Raw genomic sequence first — 13,021 nt, forward strand, 5'->3', positions numbered from 1 at the left:
TGCACGCGGCGATCAGCCGCTTGCGGAAGCGCTCGGCCTCGCCAACGGTATCGAGCGCGATCGCGTTTTCCGATGCACCCTGCACGCCGAAAAAGTGAGTCGTGCTGCCGATCGCGATCACGAGCGTGTCGTATTCCAGCTCGCGCGCCGGCAGCAGTTCCTCGCCGTCGCTGTCGTTGACCGGCGAGAGCGTGATGCGCTTCGCCGCGCGGTCGAGCCCGGTCAGCCCGCCCTGCTGGAACTCGAAGCCATGCCAGCGCGCCTGCGCCGCATATTCGAGCTCCTGCGTGAACGGATCCATGCTGCCGGCCGCGACCTCGTGCAGCAGCGGTTTCCAGATGTGGGTCGGATTGCGGTCGACGAGCGTGACAAGCGCACGCGCGGAACGATTGCCGCGCGCGCCGTAACGGTCGCCGAGCCGCGTCGCCAGTTCCAGGCCGCCCGCGCCTCCGCCTACGATGATGATCCGATGCATCTGTTCCCCCTTTGCGATTCGAAACTGCTGCCGCCGGACAGTGCGAACGCGATGCATTCGCGCCACCCGGTGGATTAACCGGTTCGGACATCATCGATGTGCAGTTCGAAGCACTTCGATGTTTCCAACCCCGGAACGCGGGGCGCGCCGCCCCCGCATCAATGACATGCATTGTCCGGGAGCTTGCGCGTTGACCACAAGCAAACCATCTCGATATTCAGCATCCCTGCAACAATATGCCGCAGGAATCGGGAACCGCGCGGCGGTGCGTCAGTGTGCCTCTTCCCAGTTCGCGCCGGCACCCACTTCGGCGACGAGCGGTACCTTCAGCTTCGCCACGCCGCACATCATTTCCGGCAGTTTCTCGCGCACCAGCGACAGTTCGCCGTCGGGTACCTCGAGCACCAGTTCATCGTGCACCTGCATGATCATCCGCGACGCAAGCTTGTCGCGGGTGAGCCAGTCGTCCACCGCGATCATCGACAGCTTGATCAGGTCGGCCGCGGTGCCCTGCATCGGCGCATTGATTGCCGCGCGCTCGGCCGCCTGGCGGCGCGGGCCGTTGCCGCCGTTGATCTCGGGCAGCCACAGGCGGCGACCGAAAACGGTTTCGACGTAGCCCTTCTCCTTCGCGATCGCGCGCGTGTCTTCCATGTACTGCGCGACGCCCGGATAGCGGGCGAAATAGCGGTCGATATAGAGCTTCGCCGCGTCGCGCGTAATGCCGAGGTTCGACGCGAGCCCGAACGCGCTCATCCCGTAGATCAGCCCGAAGTTGATCACCTTCGCAATCCGGCGCTGGTCGGAATTGACCTCCAGCGGCGTCACGCCGAACACTTCGGCGGCCGTCGCGCGGTGGATGTCCTCACCCTGCGAGAACGCACGCAGCAGCGACGCGTCGCCCGAGATGTGCGCCATGATCCGCAGTTCGATCTGCGAATAGTCGGCAGACACGATCTTGTGGCCCGGAGACGCGATGAATGCCTCGCGGATCCGCCGGCCTTCGGCCGTGCGCACCGGAATGTTCTGAAGATTCGGATCGTTCGACGCAAGGCGGCCCGTGACCGCGACAGCCTGCGCGTAGTTCGTGTGCACGCGGCCCGTTGAAGGGTTCACCATGCGCGGCAGCTTGTCGGTATAGGTCGACTTCAGCTTCGACAGCCCGCGATGCTCGAGCAGCAGCTTCGGCAGCGGGTAGTCTTCGGCCAGCTTCTGCAGCACTTCCTCGTCGGTCGACGGCGCGCCGCTCGGTGTCTTCTTCACGACCGGCAACTGCAGCTTCTCGAAGAAGATCTGCCCGATCTGCTTCGGCGAGCCGAGATTGAATTCGCCGCCCGCCAGTTCGTATGCCTGCGCTTCGAGCTCGATCAGGCGCGTCGCGATTTCGGTGCTCTGCGCCTGCAGGCGCGCATCGTCGATCAGCACGCCCGTGCGTTCCATCTTGCGCAGCACGAGCGACACGGGCATCTCGATCTCGCGATACACGCGCAGGAGGCCCGGTTCGCGCGCAACCTGCGGATACAGCGCGTGATGCAGCTGCAGCGTGATGTCCGCATCTTCGGCCGCGTATTCGGCGGCCTGCGTGAGCGCCACTTCGTCGAAACCGATCTGCTTCGCGCCCTTGCCGGCCACGTCTTCATACTTGATCGTCTTGACGCCCAGATGACGGAGCGCCAGGCTGTCCATGTCGTGCGTGCGATGCGATTCGACCACGTACGATTCGAGCAGCGTGTCGTGCTCGATGCCGTTCAGCGCGATGTCGTAGTTCGCGAGCACCTGCGCGTCGTACTTCAGGTGCTGGCCGACCTTCTTGCGATCGGCCGCTTCGAGCCACGGCTTCAGGCGCGCGAGCACTTCGTCGAGCGGAAGCTGTTCGGGCATGTCGGGGCCGCGGTGCCCGACCGGCAGGTAGGCCGCCTTGCCCGGCTCGACCGAGAACGACAGGCCGACGAGCCGCGCGAGCATCGGGTCGAGCGAGGTCGTCTCGGTATCGAACGCGGTCAGCGCGGCCGCGTCGATCTTCGCGAACCACGCGTCGAACTGCTCCCAGGTCTGGATCGTGTCGTATTCGCGGACGATGTCGGCCGCCACCACCGGTGCCGGCTCGCCGTCCGGCGCATCGGCGCCGCCACCTTCCGCCGGCGCGCTGTCGACTTCGCGCAGCCAGGTCTTGAAGCCGTAGCGCGCGAAGATGTCGCGCATCAGGTCGCGCGCTTCGCCGTCGGTCTTCAACGACGCCTCGATCGATTCGAGATGCGGCGCGAGATCGCAGGCCGTCTCGACGGTCACGAGCGTGCGGCCGAGCGGCAGGAAGTCGAGCGCGCGGCGCAGGTTGTCGCCGACCACGCCCTTGATGTCGCCCGCATGCTCGATCACGCCGTCGAGGCTGTCGTACTGCGCCAGCCATTTCACGGCCGTCTTCGGCCCGCACTTCTCGACGCCCGGCACGTTGTCGACGGTGTCGCCGATCAGTGCGAGGTAGTCGATGATGCGCTCGGGCGGCACGCCGAACTTCGCGATTACGCCGTCGCGGTCGAGCGTCTCGTTGGTCATCGTGTTGACGAGCGTGACGTGGTCGGTGACGAGCTGCGCGAGATCCTTGTCGCCGGTCGACACGATCACGTTCATCCCGTGCCGCTCGGCTTCGCGCGCGAGCGTGCCGATCACGTCGTCGGCCTCGACGCCTTCGACCATCAGCAGCGGCCAGCCGAGCGCGCGCACCGCGCCGTGGATCGGTTCGACCTGCAAGGCGAGGTCGGGCGGCATCGACGGACGGTTTGCCTTATAGTCGGCATAAAGGTCGTCACGGAACGTCTTGCCCTTTGCATCGAACACGCAAGCGCTATACTCTGCACTGACTTCCTTGCGCATACGGCGCAGCATGTTGATGATTCCGTAGAGCGCTCCGGTCGGCTCCCCGCCAGGGCCACGCAAATCAGGCATCGCATGGTATGCCCGATACAGATAGCTCGAACCGTCAACCAATAGCAGGGTCTTACCTTCCAGATTTCGTTCTTCAGGCATTATGAACAAGAGAAAAGTGATTCCGAGTCTGCGTTCGCTCGCAGATCAAGAACGCGCGACGGCCAAGAAGGCGCGCGCATCGTGGCAGATGTTCACGATTATGGCAGAGTTTATCGAGGCGACCGAGTACCTGTCGGAGATCCGCCCGGCTGTCAGCATCTACGGTTCTGCCCGTCTCAAGCCCGATACACCGCACTACAAGCTCGCCGCGCAGATCGCGCGCAAGCTGTCCGACGCCGGCTTCGCCGTGATCTCCGGCGGCGGCCCCGGCATCATGGAAGCCGCGAACAAGGGTGCGCACGCCGGCAAGGCGCCGTCGGTCGGCCTGAACATCGAGCTGCCGCACGAGCAGGCCGGCAACCACTACCAGGACATCTCGCTGCGCTTCCGCCACTTCTTCACGCGCAAGGTCACGTTCGTGAAGAACTCCGATGCGGTGATCGTGATGCCGGGCGGCTTCGGCACGCTCGACGAGCTGTCCGAAGTGCTCACACTGATCCAGACGAAGAAGTCGCGCCTCGTGCCGATCATCCTCGTCGGCAGCGAGTTCTGGAAGGGGCTGCTGCAGTGGTTCCGCGATCAGCTGATCCCGATGGGCCTCATCAATCCGGAAGACATGGATCTGATGCAGGTGATCGACGATCCCGACCAGGTGCTCGACGCGGTGCTCGCGTTCTACGAGGACAGCGGCGAGGAAGAAGGTTCGGACGACGACGGCCATCCGCCGCGCCCCGAAGAAGACCGGATGTTCTATCTGTAATCCATCCGTGACGACCGCCGGCCCGACGGCCGGCGTACCGCTTCCCGCGCGGCAGGCATGGCGATCCCGCCATCTGCCGCGTGTCAGTTTGTAACGCGCCGTTAATCGCGCTTCGCGGCCGCAGGCCGCCGAATGTCAAATCCGCACAGCCGGCGCTGTGCGACGCGCGCGCAATCATCCGTACATGCGGGCCGCCATTGTCAAATGACGCGGCCCGACACCCGTACCCCGCGCCTGCCGGCCGCCAATCCGCCGTAACAAACCCGCCTCGCATTTTCCGCCGCGTGCCAGCACACTGCATGTGTCGGTGCGGCGTTCCCCCCGGTGGAACGGTCCCCCTCGCTTCCATCGCGTCGCGCCGGCCTTTTACAACGACATCACGGAAAAGAACATGCAACGCTCGCTGATCGCCCTTGCCTTCGCCGGCCTCGGCCTTTCGCTGTCCGGCCTCGCCCACGCCGTCAACGTCGACGTCAACATCGGCACGCCCGCACCGGTCATCGTCGCGCCCGCGCCCGTCGTGGTCGCCCCGGCGCCCGCCGTGATCGTCGGCTGGCATGGCGACCGCTACTACGACGGCCACCGCTACTGGGAACGCCGCGAGTGGGAAGACCACCAGCGCTATCGCGGTCACGACGATCGCGGCTATCACTGCCCGCCGGGACACGCGAAGAAGGGTGAGTGCTGAGCGACACAGCACAGCCGCTCGACGCATCCAAGGCCGCCCGTGCGCTTCGGCGCCGGGCGGCCTTTTGATTGTCGAGCACCGAGCGCATGCATCGACATGCCTGACGACCCGCGGAATCGCTCGGTACCGGATGGTAGTATTGCCCTTGTCCGAGGCCATTTCCGCCACTCATGCCGCTCATCCGAATCTGGGTTGTCGACCAGGCCCTTGCATCCGGCGTCGCCGCGCCGACCGACATGCTCACGGCGGCCAACCATCTCGCCTCGACGACTTCGCAGGGCCGCACGAGCGCACCGTTTCGCTGGCGCGTCGAATCGATCGGCGGGCGGCCGGTGCGCGCGACCTCCGGCCAGATCATCCCGGTCGATGGCGCGATCGACGGCAGCAGTCCCGCCGACGCGATCTGGCTGACCAGCCCGTTCGTCGCGGATCTCGAGCGGCTGCTCGATCGGCCCGCAGCGCTCGCGCCACTGTTCGACGCGCTGCGCCGGCAACACGCGCGCGGCACGCTGATCGCGACGTACTGCACCGGCACATTCCTGCTCGCAGAGGCCGGCTTGCTCGACGGCCGTCTTGCCACGACGCACTGGTCGAAAGCATCGAGCTTCCGCGCACGCTATCCGGACGTCGCACTGCGTGCGTCGGACATCCTGACCGAGCAGGACGGCATACTGTGCGGCGGCGCCGTCACCTCGTACCAGAATCTCGCGCTGCGAGTCATCGACAAACTGGCGAATGCGCGCCTTGCCGCGTCGGTCGCCAGGCTCATGCTGATCGACATGAACCGCGTCTCGCAGGATTCGTTCATCGACCTCGACCGCATGGGCCATCGCGGGCACGACGATGCAACCATCGCGCGCGCCCAACGCTGGATGGAAAAGCACCTGCGGGAACCCTTCAGCCTCGCCCGGCTGAGCGATCACGTCGCGATGAGCGAACGCACGCTCCATCGCCGCTTCAGGGACGCCGTGGGCGCGCCGCCGCTCAGGTATCTGCAGACGCTCAGGATCGAAGTCGCGAAGCGGCTGCTCGCGGAAACGAAGCTCGCGATCGACACGGTTTGCGAGCGCGTCGGCTACGCGGACATCAGCGGCTTTCGGCAATTGTTCAAGCGCGAGACCGGCATCTCCCCCGGCGAATATCGCCGTCGTTTCACGCCCTGACCGCGCGCAACGGGCATCGGACACGATGTCGGCATTGGCATCGTCGAATGGCAGTTTCGCCACTCCGCGCGTCAGCATGAGGTTCGTACACTGGATTCACGTCGCCCCGCCTCGGAGCGACACCCTCTCCACCGAACCAGGACACCATCATGCCGATGATCGACGTATACATTCCCGAAGGTGCGCTCGCACCGCATGCCGAAGCACAACTGATGGAAGAACTGACGGACACGCTGATCCGCCACGAGGGACTCGATCCCGACAATCCGCGCGTGCGCGACGTGACCTGGATCTTCGTCCATCGGCCGGCGGCCGTGTATCGCGCCGGGGCGGTCGCGCCTGCGCCGATCTACCGGATCGTGCCGACCGTGCCGGAAGGCCAGTACACGGACGCCGCGCGTGCCGGGCTGATTGCGGACGTGACCGCCGCCGTGGCTCGTGCGGAAGGCGTGCCGGTCGACGCCATTGCGACGCGCGTGTGGGTCTTTCCATCGGAAATCGACGACGGCTGCTGGGGCAGCCGCGGCGTCGTGCGCCGCCTGCCGGACATCATGGACTATTTCGGCGGCGCGCCGCTGCGGGCGCTCGGGGAACAGCGGCTGGCGGTCAAGCGGCGCACGGATGCGATCACGATGCTCGAAGCCGCGCTCGCCGCGATGCGCGAGACGCATCAAGGCCCGTCGCACGTTCGCATCGCCGAACCCGCGTATTGATGCTCGGCGAGCGCGTGCCGTCTCCCGGCACCCGAACCCGGCGCCATGCAATGCGGGCATCTGCGGCGCGCACAACCGCGCGGCGCCCTTGCCCGGCCGGCCGCCCGGGTTCGCGTTGTACGTGACGACGTCGCACGGCCCGACGAACGCGCCGATCGTGGCCGTGACGGCTGTCATTGCCTGCCGGGACGCCTGAAGAAACGCGCGCGGAGCAACGACGCGCAGCCGCCCGGTGGCGCGTCCGCGATCAGGCGCGCGTCATGCCGGCGCGTCCGCAAACGAAAGCGGTGCCAGATCCGGATGCGCGCCAAGCCGGGCAGCGAGGAAATCCATCAGCAAACGGCTCCTCCGCGGCAGGTGCATGCGCTGCGGCATGCACAGGTGCAGGCCGTAACGGCAGGTCACGTGCCGGGTCAGCAGCGGCACGAGACGCCCCTCGCGAATGTGCGCGTGGACCGAATAGCCGAAGAACTGACCGATCGCGGCGCCGCTCAGCACCGTGTCGAGTTCGGCATCGATGTCGTTGGTCGCGATGAACGGGTCGATCTGCCGTGCGTCGACACGACCATCAACCAGGAATTCCCACGGAAACGGCTTGCCCGTGCGCGGATACAGGAACGCGGTGCAACGATGATCGCGCAGCGCGTCGATCGTCTGCGGCTCGCCGTGCCGACGCAGATACGCAGGCGCCGCGCAGACGATCAATTGCAGATCGGCGATGCGCCGTGCAACGAGCCCGCTATCGGGCAGATTGCCGGTTCGCACCGCGATGTCGATCCGCTGTTCGACGATGTCGGCCATGTCGTCGCTGACGATCAGTTCGGCCGTGACGCCCGGCTGACGGTCGCAGAATTCGCCGAGCAGCGGCGCGAGAAAGCGCCGGGCCAGCGAATACGGCGCCGCAACACGAATCGTGCCGGTCGCGTGCGCCTGATCGTCGTCGAGCATGCGCAGCGCGCTCTCCAGTTCCCCGACGGCGCCGCGACACTGTGCAAGCAGACGTTCGCCTTCGAGCGTCAGCACGATCCCGCGTGTCGAGCGCTGGAGCAACCGCACGTTCAACAGCGTTTCCAGTGCAGCGACCTGCTTGCTGGCCGCTTGCGGCGTCATGCCCAGCTCGCGGGCGCCCGCGCTGATGCCGCCCGCGGCCGCGATACGGACGAATACCGTCAGCGCCTTCAACCGATCCATTCGCAACTCCCGTCAAGCCCGGAACGCCCGGGCAATCATCCACGGCATCGCAACGCCTGTCCGACCGGTTGAATCGGTTTCAACCGGTCGGATGCTATTCGCGCGGCACCCGGCTTCGCACAATGGCGCTGTCTTCGATACCCGGGCCGAAACGGCCTGCCGCCATGAACACACTTTCATTTTCAGCCGTTTCGCGAGCCGCCGTCGCGGCCGCATTGATCGTCGCTGGTTCGCCGCGAGTGACCGCACAGGAAACGGACGCGGGCAGCCGCGTGGCCGAAACGGTGCTGCTGCAAACCACGCGTGCGTGGGACGGTTCGCGGTATCGGGCCTATCCGTCAGGACAACCGGAGATCACGGTCGTACGCTACACGATTCCGCCGCACGCGGTATTGCCGTGGCATACGCATCCGTCGATCAACATCGGCTACGTGCTGTCGGGCCACCTCACCGCCGTGCGCCGCAGCGACGGCAAGCGGCTGGCGCTCGGCCCCGGCGACGTGGTGCCGGAAATGGTCGACGGCGCCCATCGCGGCGAGACCGGCGACGAGCGCGCCGAACTGATCGTGTTCTACGCCGGTACGCCTGGCGCGCCCCTGACGGTGCCCGACCGCCAGGACTAAGCACCTCGACCCTGCGCCGGCCAGTCGGCCGGCTCGTTTCCCGTCACCTGGAGCAACTCGTCATGTCCGATTCACGGAGCCTGTCAACCTCTTCCGCCGCGACGCGGCCCCGGCTCGACGGACGCGTCGCGCTCGTCACCGGCGGCGGCACCGGCATAGGCCGGGCGGCCGCGCTCGCATTCGCGCGTGAAGGCGCCCGCGTCGTCGTTGCCGGACGGCGCGCGGCGCCGCTCGACGAAACCGTCCGCGCGATTACCGAGCGCGGCGGCGAAGCCTTCGCGATAACCATCGACGTCGCCTCCGCCGATGGCGTGCGCGCGCTCGTCGACACAACGATCGGACGCTACGGCGCATTGCATGCGGCATTCAACAATGCGGGTACGGAAGGCACGTTCGCGCCGATCGTGGAACAGACCGAGGCCGACTTCGACACGGTGATCGCCACCAATCTCAAGGGTACGTGGCTGTCGATCAAGTACGAAATGGAGGCGATGCTCGCGCACGGCGGCGGTGCGATCGTCAATACGTCGTCGTGGCTCGCGAAAGGCGCGCTTGCCGGTTCGTCGACCTATTCGGCCAGCAAGGGCGCGCTCGATGCGCTGGTGCGCGCGGTCGCGCTCGAAGGCGGCCCGCACGGCATCCGGATCAACAACGTGAACCCCGGCATCATCGATACGCCGATGGCGCGCCGTTTCGGCGACGACGAGATGTTCCGCCCGTTCGCCGCATTCACGCCCGCCCGGCGGATCGGCACGCCCGAGGACGTGGCCGACGCGGCCGTCTGGCTTTGCAGCGACGAAGCGCGCTTCGTGACGGGCGAATCGCTCCTGGTCGACGGCGGTTACACGATCGGCGGCATGCGCTGACCAGCGCTGCCACGGAGGAAGAACCGATGGAATACGTGAAACTGGGAAGGTCCGGACTGAAGGTATCGCAGCTGTGCCTGGGCTGCATGACCTACGGCGATCCGTCATGGCGCCCCTGGGTCGCGACCGAGGAGACGGCCCGCCCTTTCATCCGCGCGGCACTCGATGCGGGGGTGAATTTCTTCGACACGGCCGACATCTACTCGGGCGGCGAGAGCGAGCGCATTCTCGGGCGCGCGCTGCGCGATTTCGCGACGCGCGACGACGTGGTGATTGCAACCAAGGCGTTCTTTCCAACCGGCGACGGGCCGAATGCGCGCGGACTGTCGCGCAAGCACCTGCTCACCAGCATCGATGCGTCACTGCAGCGCCTCGGGACGGATTACGTCGATCTCTACGTGATCCACCGGTTCGATCCGGACACACCGATCGAAGAAACGCTCGATGCGCTCGATACCCTCGTGAGGAGCGGCAAGGTCCGCTACCTCGGTGCGTCGTCGATGCATGCGTGGCAATTCATGAAGATGCTCGCGTTTCAACGGCATCACGGACTCGCCCGATTCGTGTCGATGCAGAGCCAGTACAGCCTGATCTGCCGCGACGACGAGCGCGACATGCTGCCGCTTTGCATGGAAGAAGGGATTGCCTACACACCGTGGTCCCCGCTCGGCCGCGGGCTGCTGGCCGGCTCGCGTGATGCGTCGACGACGCGGGCCGCAACCGACCAGCAAATGGTGTCCTGGTACGACGGGCGCGACGCGGTCGCGGCGACCGTCGATGCGGTCAGGCAGGTGGCGCAGGCGCGCGGGGTGGCGCCGGCCCGGATCGCACTGGCATGGGCGCTGAACCGGCCTGGCATCACCGCGCCGATCGTCGGGTTGTCGAAGCCGCATCACTTGGGTGATGCGCTCGCGGCGCTCGATCTGACGCTCGACGATGCTGAAAAAGCGTTGCTCGAGGTTGCGTTCAATCGAACGGTTGAACTGGTGCAGTGGTAACGGCGATGCGGGGAGCTGGCCCGGTTGAAGGCATGCGCTGCGCGAAGGCAACGGAACGTGCAGCCCGCGCCACTGGAGCACATGCAGTTCAACGCACCCAGCTGATGCCGCCGACGGCGACGCAGACGAATACCGTCACCGCCTTCAATCGATCCTCCGTGCCGGACACGCCTTCATGGCGCCGCTCAGAACGGAGACCGTAGCGATCACAATGACGAGAAAAAGGCGGTGGCTGATGAACGATGGAATCCCGAGGTGACAGGTGTCTCGCTCGGGTTTGCGCAGTAGAGGTCGCTCCCTCGCGCCATTGACGCGCGCCCTTCTCTGTCGCTATCCAACCCGCGGACGAGGCGCACCCAAGGGTGGGCACGCCTGTTTCATCACTTACACCAACACGGTCGGGTAGTAGGACCGACCACCGCGACCGGTTTGCAAGGATTGGACGGGCCGATTACCGCGACCGGTTTGCAAGGCGGCTTGGATGGGCCGATCACCGCTTGGGCCATGGCCGACAGAGATGCGGTGAGCATCAGGGAAGCCAGCAGGATTTTGATTTTCATCGGGTATGTCTGCTCTCAATATGATAGGTATCAATTGGATCGACTATTCGCCGTTCCTTCGTGCGGGCGTCGGATAACGCCACGCAGGAAAGCATATTCCTGATGACAAGGACAACCTATAGGACAACTTCCAAATTGGAGAAAATGGTCACGTGCTAGTACGAAGGCCGTGATGCGGCCACGACGAGTGCCCAGGCGACCAGACGGGTGACACGGCGCGGGGTGACACAGGCTCGCGCCTGCCGCCGTGAAGCCGGCAGGACATCGAAATCCCCGCAAGCCGTGCGCGTTACTGGAACGCCACTTCCGCAAAACTCCGCAGCTTCCGGCTATGGAGCTTGTCGAGCCCGTTCGTGCGCAGGATCTCCATCGCTTTCACGCCGATCTGCAGATGCTGGTCGACCTGCCCGCGATAGAACGTGTCGGCCATGCCCGGCAACTTGAGCTCGCCGTGCAGCGGCTTGTCCGATACGCACAGCAGCGTGCCGTACGGCACGCGGAAGCGGAAGCCGTTCGCGGCGATCGTCGCGCTTTCCATGTCGAGCGCGACCGCACGGCTCTGCGACAGCCGCTGCACCGGTTCGCGATGGTCGCGCAACTCCCAGTTGCGGTTGTCGACGCTCGCGACCGTCCCCGTGCGCATCACGCGCTTCAGTTCAGCCCCCTCCAGCCGGGTCACGTCGGCCACCCCGCGTTCGAGCGCGAGCTGCACTTCGGCGAGCGCCGGAATCGGCACCCACAGCGGCAGATCGGCATCGAGCACGTGATCCTCGCGCACGTAGCCGTGTGCGAGCACGTAGTCGCCGAGACGCTGCGTGTTGCGCAGACCCGCGCAGTGACCGAGCATCACCCACGCGTGCGGACGCAGCACCGCGATGTGATCGGTGATCGTCTTCGCGTTCGACGGGCCGACGCCGATGTTGACCATCGTGATCCCGCTGCCGTCGGCGCGCTTCAGGTGATACGCGGGCATCTGCGGCAGGCGCGGCGGCGCGTTGCCCTCGGCCGGCTCGCTGCCGAGGTTCGCGTTGTAGGTGACGACATCGCCCGGCTCGACGAACGAACTGTACTGGCTGCGGTACGCACGCACCTCGGGATCGTCGCTCTCCGTCATCACCGTGCGGCCCAGCTTCACGAACTCGTCGATGTAGAACTGGTAGTTCGTATAGAGCACGTAGTTCTGGAAATGCGTGGGCGACGTGGCCGTGTAGTGGCGCAGCCGGTGCAGCGAGAAGTCGACACGCGCGGCGGTGAACAGCGCCAGCGGATGCGGCTCGCCCGGCGCCGGCTCGAACGTGCCGTTGACGATGCGGTCGTCGAGATACGACAGGTCGGGCGTATCGAAGATGTCGCGCATCGCGAGCAGACGATCGCGGTCGAGCTCGCCCTCGAGATGGATGCCTTCCGGAAACGCGAAATGGATCGGAATCGGCTGCGACGACACGCCGATCTCGATCTTCACATGGTGGTTCTTCGCGAGCAGGCGCAGTTGCTCGCGATAGTAGTTCGCGAAGAGATCGGGGCGCGTGACCGTCGTCTCGAATACGCCGGGGCCGGCGACGAAACCGTACGAGCGGCGCGAATCGACGTGCGTGTTGACGTCGGTGCGGATCCGTACGAACGGGTAGCACGCGCGGACGTGCTCGGTAATCGGTTCGTGACGGCGATAGCGCGCAAAGGCATCGCGCAGGAAGCCCGTGTTCGTGTCGTAAATGGCGGACAGCCGCGCGACGGCGGCGATCGGATCGTCGAAAGCCTCGACCGACGGGCTTTCGGGCGTCAGCACACGGTGCCGGCGGCTCAAATCGTTCTTCATTTTGATTACCTCGTCTGATCCGACGACATTACCACGGAACCCGGTCGCCCTTATGGCTGCCCCTACGCACGCGAGGGCCGGATGGTGCGCAGTATTTTGCTAAAATCGATGGGTTCACTGGAGACTCATCATGAAGCCGCTCAT

General features: G+C 65.8%; 11 protein-coding genes. 7 read left to right on the forward strand and 4 right to left on the reverse strand.

The window, feature by feature from the left end; translation table 11 throughout:
- Both JYJ84_RS15455 and polA read right to left on the reverse strand, forming a co-directional pair.
- The coding region (locus JYJ84_RS15455; RefSeq protein WP_205189269.1) for an NAD(P)/FAD-dependent oxidoreductase at positions 1 to 475 on the reverse strand (475 nt) is incomplete at its 3' end.
- A gap of 270 nt (positions 476 to 745) precedes the next feature.
- Positions 746 to 3,499, reverse strand: a complete 2,754-nt coding sequence (gene polA / locus JYJ84_RS15460; RefSeq protein ID WP_175221793.1) for a DNA polymerase I — start codon at positions 3,497 to 3,499, stop codon at positions 746 to 748.
- Between the two features lies 1 nt (position 3,500).
- On the opposite strand from polA, the gene JYJ84_RS15465 reads away from it, so the two are divergent.
- From JYJ84_RS15465 to JYJ84_RS15480, 4 genes are all read left to right on the forward strand, one after another.
- Positions 3,501 to 4,259, forward strand: a complete 759-nt coding sequence (locus JYJ84_RS15465) for a TIGR00730 family Rossman fold protein (RefSeq protein WP_122949165.1) — start codon at positions 3,501 to 3,503, stop codon at positions 4,257 to 4,259.
- A gap of 391 nt (positions 4,260 to 4,650) precedes the next feature.
- Positions 4,651 to 4,947, forward strand: coding sequence for a hypothetical protein (locus JYJ84_RS15470; protein WP_122949164.1), 297 nt, complete (start codon positions 4,651 to 4,653; stop codon positions 4,945 to 4,947).
- Between the two features lie 170 nt (positions 4,948 to 5,117).
- Positions 5,118 to 6,110, forward strand: a complete 993-nt coding sequence (locus JYJ84_RS15475; protein WP_122949163.1) for a GlxA family transcriptional regulator — start codon at positions 5,118 to 5,120, stop codon at positions 6,108 to 6,110.
- Positions 6,111 to 6,259: 149 nt separating this feature from the next.
- Positions 6,260 to 6,823 (forward strand): Tautomerase enzyme, encoded by a 564-nt coding sequence (locus tag JYJ84_RS15480; protein WP_175221792.1) that lies wholly within the window; start codon positions 6,260 to 6,262, stop codon positions 6,821 to 6,823.
- Between the two features lie 258 nt (positions 6,824 to 7,081).
- Here JYJ84_RS15480 and JYJ84_RS15485 read toward each other — a convergent pair whose 3' ends face one another.
- A complete protein-coding gene (locus tag JYJ84_RS15485) occupies positions 7,082 to 8,014 on the reverse strand; it encodes a LysR family transcriptional regulator (RefSeq protein ID WP_175221791.1) in 933 nt (310 codons plus the stop codon).
- A 239-nt stretch (positions 8,015 to 8,253) separates the two neighbouring features.
- On the opposite strand from JYJ84_RS15485, the gene JYJ84_RS15490 reads away from it, so the two are divergent.
- The 3 genes from JYJ84_RS15490 (at position 8,254) to JYJ84_RS15500 (ending at position 10,501) form a co-directional block, all read left to right on the forward strand.
- Positions 8,254 to 8,637 (forward strand): cupin domain-containing protein, encoded by a 384-nt coding sequence (locus tag JYJ84_RS15490; protein ID WP_226214066.1) that lies wholly within the window; start codon positions 8,254 to 8,256, stop codon positions 8,635 to 8,637.
- A 62-nt stretch (positions 8,638 to 8,699) separates the two neighbouring features.
- Complete coding sequence (locus JYJ84_RS15495) at positions 8,700 to 9,503, forward strand: SDR family NAD(P)-dependent oxidoreductase (protein WP_122949159.1); 804 nt, start codon at positions 8,700 to 8,702, stop codon at positions 9,501 to 9,503.
- Between the two features lie 26 nt (positions 9,504 to 9,529).
- Positions 9,530 to 10,501, forward strand: a complete 972-nt coding sequence (locus JYJ84_RS15500) for an aldo/keto reductase (RefSeq protein WP_175221789.1) — start codon at positions 9,530 to 9,532, stop codon at positions 10,499 to 10,501.
- A gap of 849 nt (positions 10,502 to 11,350) precedes the next feature.
- Here JYJ84_RS15500 and JYJ84_RS15505 read toward each other — a convergent pair.
- Positions 11,351 to 12,877, reverse strand: coding sequence for an AMP nucleosidase (locus tag JYJ84_RS15505; RefSeq protein WP_174963076.1), 1,527 nt, complete (start codon positions 12,875 to 12,877; stop codon positions 11,351 to 11,353).
- Positions 12,878 to 13,021 lie beyond the last annotated feature (144 nt).

This window comes from Burkholderia sp. LMG 13014 (assembly GCF_905232215.1).
Lineage (GTDB): Bacteria > Pseudomonadota > Gammaproteobacteria > Burkholderiales > Burkholderiaceae > Burkholderia.

Coding starts and splice junctions, on each gene's coding strand:
- polA (WP_175221793.1), bottom strand. CDS start 3,499: ATGCCTGAAGAACGAAATCTGGAAGGTAAGACCCTGCTATTGGTTGAC.
- JYJ84_RS15465 (WP_122949165.1), top strand. CDS start 3,501: ATGAACAAGAGAAAAGTGATTCCGAGTCTGCGTTCGCTCGCAGATCAA.
- JYJ84_RS15470 (WP_122949164.1), top strand. CDS start 4,651: ATGCAACGCTCGCTGATCGCCCTTGCCTTCGCCGGCCTCGGCCTTTCG.
- JYJ84_RS15475 (WP_122949163.1), top strand. CDS start 5,118: ATGCCGCTCATCCGAATCTGGGTTGTCGACCAGGCCCTTGCATCCGGC.
- JYJ84_RS15480 (WP_175221792.1), top strand. CDS start 6,260: ATGCCGATGATCGACGTATACATTCCCGAAGGTGCGCTCGCACCGCAT.
- JYJ84_RS15485 (WP_175221791.1), bottom strand. CDS start 8,014: ATGGATCGGTTGAAGGCGCTGACGGTATTCGTCCGTATCGCGGCCGCG.
- JYJ84_RS15495 (WP_122949159.1), top strand. CDS start 8,700: ATGTCCGATTCACGGAGCCTGTCAACCTCTTCCGCCGCGACGCGGCCC.
- JYJ84_RS15500 (WP_175221789.1), top strand. CDS start 9,530: ATGGAATACGTGAAACTGGGAAGGTCCGGACTGAAGGTATCGCAGCTG.
- JYJ84_RS15505 (WP_174963076.1), bottom strand. CDS start 12,877: ATGAAGAACGATTTGAGCCGCCGGCACCGTGTGCTGACGCCCGAAAGC.